Annotated in this window: 5 protein-coding genes; 3 read left to right on the top strand and 2 right to left on the bottom strand. The window is 69.6% G+C overall.

Translation table 11 applies throughout. The features are described from left to right. The coding region (locus tag IP78_RS06580) for a thioredoxin family protein (protein ID WP_054110906.1) at positions 1–665 on the top strand (665 nt) is incomplete at its 5' end. 12 nt (positions 666–677) lie between these two features. On the opposite strand, the gene IP78_RS06575 is transcribed toward IP78_RS06580, so the two are convergent. Together IP78_RS06575 and IP78_RS06570 are read right to left on the bottom strand one after the other, a co-directional pair. Beyond that, a complete protein-coding gene (locus IP78_RS06575; RefSeq protein WP_054110905.1) occupies positions 678–1,313 on the bottom strand; it encodes a pyridoxamine 5'-phosphate oxidase family protein in 636 nt (211 codons plus the stop codon). A 151-nt stretch (positions 1,314–1,464) separates the two neighbouring features. After that, positions 1,465–2,442, bottom strand: coding sequence for an alpha/beta hydrolase (locus IP78_RS06570; RefSeq protein ID WP_054110904.1), 978 nt, complete (start codon positions 2,440–2,442; stop codon positions 1,465–1,467). Positions 2,443–2,554: 112 nt separating this feature from the next. Here IP78_RS06570 and IP78_RS06565 point away from each other — a divergent pair, with 112 nt between their 5' ends. Both IP78_RS06565 and recA read left to right on the top strand, forming a co-directional pair. Further along, positions 2,555–3,448 carry a LysR family transcriptional regulator gene (locus IP78_RS06565; RefSeq protein ID WP_054110903.1) on the top strand — a complete coding sequence of 298 codons (894 nt, stop codon included), beginning with the start codon at positions 2,555–2,557 and terminating at the stop codon, positions 3,446–3,448. A gap of 171 nt (positions 3,449–3,619) precedes the next feature. Then, positions 3,620–4,702 carry a recombinase RecA gene (gene recA, locus IP78_RS06560; RefSeq protein WP_054110902.1) on the top strand — a complete coding sequence of 361 codons (1,083 nt, stop codon included), beginning with the start codon at positions 3,620–3,622 and terminating at the stop codon, positions 4,700–4,702. Positions 4,703–4,757 lie beyond the last annotated feature (55 nt).

Here is a 4,757-nt window from a genome sequence, read left to right as displayed (position 1 = left end):
CCCAGCCGGTCGAGGCTCGCGTCCCCGCCCCGCCGCCCTCAGGCGAGTTGACCGTCGTCGAGCTGTTCACCAGCCAGGGCTGCAACTCCTGCCCGCCCGCCAACGCCAATCTGGTGCGGCTGTCGAGCCGCACCGACCTGCTGACGCTCAGCTTCAACGTCACCTATTGGGACGACCTCGGCTGGCCCGACACCTTCGCCAAGCCCGAATACACCGCCCGCCAACGCGACTATCAGCGAGGCCTCGGCACCGACAACGTCTGGACGCCCCAGGTCGTCGTCGACGGTCGCGCCCACACCGTCGGCCGCCGCATGGAGCAGATTGAAGGTCTGATCGACGCCCATCGCCCCGAGACCGGTCCGGCCATCGTCTTCCGAGGCGGCGGTGTGGGCCTGGCGGGCGGAGCGACGCCGTCCGCGCCCGCAGACGTCTGGCTGGTCCGCTACGAGCCCGCGCCCATCGCCGTCCCCGTCGCTCGAGGCGAGAACGCGGGCGCCACCCTGCCCCACGCCTCGGTCGTGCGCGAGCTTGTCAGGCTGGGCCAATGGTCGGGCGGAGAGGCCCGGGGCTGGCGGTTGCCGGCTGCCTCCCGCGAGGGCCTCCTGACCGCCGTCCTCGTCCAGGCTCCCAACGGTGGCCCGATCCTGAGCGCCGCCAAGGCCTGAGCCGATCCGAACTCAGGGCGCGGCGTCCGCCCCCGCCAGTCGTGCCCTGAGCCGCGCGTTCTCCGCCTCCAGCTCGGCCATCCGCTCGCGGACAGGGGCCAGCGCCGCCTCGATCTCCGCCTCGGTGAAGCGCGGCGTGATATGCTGGGGGCAGTTCCAGTCGAAGGCGTGGACCTCGATCCGGAATCCCCGCTCGACCCTGGCGCCGTAGTCGGCGTCGACCACGGCCTTGGCGAAGTCGGTCTCCTGCGTCACATCGACGGCGCTCATGCGGCCCAGGATCTTCAGCCGTCGGCGGTTCGGATAATCCATGGCGAACAGGGCCACCCGGTCGTCGTCACGGATGTTGCCCAGGCTGATGTACTGGCGGTTGCCCCGATAGTCGGCGAACCCGATCGTCTCGGCGTCCAGCACCTTCAGGAAGCCCGGCGGCCCGCCCCGGTGCTGCACATAGGGCCAGCCCGAGGCCGACACCGAGGCCAGATAGACGCTGTCCCGCGCCATCAGGAAGGCCGCCTCGGGTCCGCCCAGCCGGTGATTGGCCGGCTCTCCGCCCTCCAGCCGGGCATAGGCGTTACGGCTGCCGTTCTCCGCCTGGACGGCCTTGACCGCCTCCGTCGTCAGGGTCTCGAGAAAGCGGTGTCCCATCGCGGCCTCCGTTCGGGGATCGGCGATCCCCCGACGGATATGGGAGCCCGGGAGCCTTCGCCATAGAGTCCGAGAGGACGGCCGACACGGCCGCCCTCTCCATCGCCAGGGCCGCCCTGGCCCCGGCGAACATCAGCGTTCCCACCGCCCCTCAGGCCCGGGCGAACCAGTCGACGACGCGGGCGGTCGCGCGGTCGATGTCGGCGGGTTGGTCGTAGTAGGACAGGTGGGGCGTATCGTCCCAGACCATGGCCTTGCGGGTCGTGGACGGCACGGCGTCGAAGCTGCGGCGGGCGGCGTCCGGCAGGAAGCAGTTGTCGCCGTGGATCATCAGCCAGGGGGTGCTCAGCCGCCGCGCCGCCGACAGGCTCTCGAAGGTCAGCAGGTCCGCGTCCGACATGACGGCGTAGCGGTTCTCCCACATCCCCCGGTCGGCCCAGGGCTGGTACCAGACCCAGACGAACTCGCCCGGCATGCCGACGTTCATGTCGGTCTGGGAGACGCCCAGGACATAGTCGACCGCGCCGGTCGCCTGATACCTGGCGCGGGCCGCGAGCCCATTGGCCAGGCGGCGGTCGTAGCCCTCCTGCGTCAGCCAGGCGATGTCGCCCTCATGGTCGCGATAATGGCCGGCGATGGTGGCCAGGCCCGCGACCTTGCCCGAGTCCGCCGCCGCGACCACCGCCGCGGACGCGCCCTGGCAGATGCCCAGCACGAAGATGCGATTGGGGTCCACGTCCGGCCGCGAGGCCAGATGATCAACAGCGGCGATCAGGTCCTCGACCTTGGCGGCCGGGTTCTCCCAGGCGCGCGGCTCGCCCCCGCTCTCGCCGCGATAGCGGCTGTCGTAGGCCAGGGCGACGTAGCCGGCGGCAGCGAGGCGCCGCGCGTACTGGGTCGGGGCCTGCTCCTTGTGATAGGTCATCGGCCCGATGATGGCGACGGCGGGCTTCAGGCCTCCGGCGACCGGGGCGTGCAGGTCGCCGACCAGGGTCTCTCCGCCGCTCTGGAAGCGGACCTTGGAGACGGTGGTCGCGGCGCGGGCGGAGCCGCCGCCCAGCGCGGCCAGGCCCAGGCCCGCCGAGACGGTCAGGGCGAACTGGCGGCGGTTCAGGTCGAAACGGGGCATCTCAGGTCTCTCCTCTCTGCGGTCGGCCAATCCCGACGCCCGCAACATCGCCCGGGGCGACCATAAAGATAATCCGCTTTCTCCTGAACGCGCTTTCAAGCATGATTTGACAATGAAGCGGGACCTGTTCGACGGCGTGGCGGTGTTCGTGGAGGTGGCGCGACGGCGCAGCTTCACCGCCGCCGCGCGCGAGCTGGGCGTCACACCCGCCGCCGTCAGCTGGACGGTCAAGCAGCTGGAGGCCCGGGCCGGAGCCCCGTTGCTCGCCCGCACCACCCGCGACGTCGCCCTGACGGAGGCCGGCCGCGCCTTCCTGGATCACGCGGCTTCCGGCGCCGCCGCCGTCAACGCCGGGCTGGAGGCGGTTCAGGCCCTGGGCGGTCGTCCTGCGGGGCGTCTGCGGCTGAACATTCCTTCGGTGGCGCAGGGTCTGCTGGAGCCCCTGATCCCGGAGTTCTGCGCCGCCCATCCGGAGATCGAGCTGGAGCTCCATGTCGAGGACCGGCTGGTCAACATCGTCGAGGACGGCTTCGACGCTGGCGTCCGCATCGGCGAAATGATCGCCGCCGACATGGTGGCGGTGCGCCTGACACCGCCGTCCACCTTCTGCATCGCCGGGTCCCCCGACTACTTCGCCCGCCACGGTCGGCCGGAGCGCCCGGAGGATCTGAAGGCCCACGTCTGCGTCAACTTCCGCCAGTCCGCACGCGGCGGCCTGTACCGCTGGGAGTTCGAGGACGGCGGCCGCGACATCGAGGTCGCCGTCACCGGCCCCCTGATCGTCAACACCAACACCCTGATGCTGTCGGCCTGCGTGGCGGGCGTGGGCCTCGCCTACTCCATGACCGACCTGATCGCGCCCCTGATCGAGGCCGGGCTGCTGGAGACGGTGCTCGGCCCCTTCATGCCCGAGAATCCGGGCCTGTTCCTCTACTTCCCGAGCCGCGACCAGGTCGCTCCCAAGCTGCGCGCCTTCATCGACTTCGCGACCGCGCGGCTGCGGTAGGGCACGTCAGAATTGGACGTAGCGACTGAAACCGCCGAAAAGAACAAATTGCCAACCTGAACAAACCGTGCACATAGTGCGGCTCATCGGGAGCGGGTCACGGGGAAATCCCCGAAGGCGGGCCTCTCCCTCCGGACCGACTTGGGAATCATGGCAAGGGAGAGTGGCAAGGTGGCATCGCAGGCGGCATTGAAATTGGTGGGCAAGGAAGACGGCGACAAACAGCGCGCGCTGGAGGCGGCGATCGCCCAGATCGACCGCGCCTTCGGCAAGGGCTCGGTGATGAAGCTGGGCAAGGGCGGGGTGGCCGAGGTCATTCCGTCCGTGTCGACCGGCTCGCTGGGTCTGGACATGGCGCTCGGCATCGGCGGCCTGCCGCGCGGGCGGGTGATCGAGGTGTTCGGGCCGGAATCGTCGGGCAAGACCACGCTGGCGCTCCACACCGTGGCCGAGATCCAGAAGTCGGGCGGCACCGCCGCCTTCGTCGACGCGGAACACGCGCTGGACCCGACCTATGCCCAGAAGCTGGGCGTGAACCTGGACGACCTTCTGGTGTCCCAGCCCGACACGGGCGAGCAGGCGCTGGAGATCGTCGACACCCTGGTGCGCTCCGGCGCCGTGGACATCGTGGTGGTCGATTCCGTCGCCGCGCTCACGCCGCGGGCCGAGATCGAGGGCGAGATGGGCGACAGCCTGCCGGGCCTTCAGGCGCGTCTGATGTCCCAGGCGCTGAGGAAGCTCACCGCCTCGATCAACAAGAGCCAGTGCATCGTGCTCTTCATCAACCAGATCCGTCACAAGATCGGGGTGATGTATGGCAGCCCCGAGACGACCACGGGCGGCAATGCGCTGAAGTTCTACGCCTCGGTGCGTCTGGACATCCGCCGCACCGGAGCGATCAAGGACCGCGACGAGGTCGTCGGCAACACCACCCGCGTCAAGGTCGTCAAGAACAAGGTCGCCCCGCCGTTCCGCGAGGTCATCTTCGACATCATGTACGGCGAGGGCATCTCCAAGCTGGGCGAGATCATCGACCTGGGCGTCAAGGCCGGGGTGATCGAGAAGTCGGGATCGTGGTTCTCGTACGACTCGACCCGGATCGGCCAGGGCCGCGAGAACGTCCGCGCCTTCCTCAAGGCCAATCCGGACATCGCCGCCCAGATCGAGAAGGCCGTGCGCGATTCCTCCAACAAGATCGCCGAGGAACTGCTGGGCACGCCCGAGCCCGACGAGGGTCAGGACCTGGAGGGCTAAGAGACAATCCTCACCCGCGTGGCGGGGGAGGGGGACCAGCCGAAGGCTGGTGGAG

The sequence above is a fragment of the Brevundimonas sp. AAP58 genome, from assembly GCF_001295975.1.
Lineage (GTDB): Bacteria > Pseudomonadota > Alphaproteobacteria > Caulobacterales > Caulobacteraceae > Brevundimonas.
Note: the sequence above shows the minus strand (reverse complement) of the source record. Positions and strands in the feature narration are given on the sequence as shown.

Excerpts from the sequence above, each read along its gene's own strand:
- IP78_RS06565 (WP_054110903.1), top strand. The coding sequence starts at position 2,555 with ATGAAGCGGGACCTGTTCGACGGCGTGGCGGTGTTCGTGGAGGTGGCG.
- IP78_RS06575 (WP_054110905.1), bottom strand. The coding sequence starts at position 1,313 with ATGGGACACCGCTTTCTCGAGACCCTGACGACGGAGGCGGTCAAGGCC.
- IP78_RS06570 (WP_054110904.1), bottom strand. The coding sequence starts at position 2,442 with ATGCCCCGTTTCGACCTGAACCGCCGCCAGTTCGCCCTGACCGTCTCG.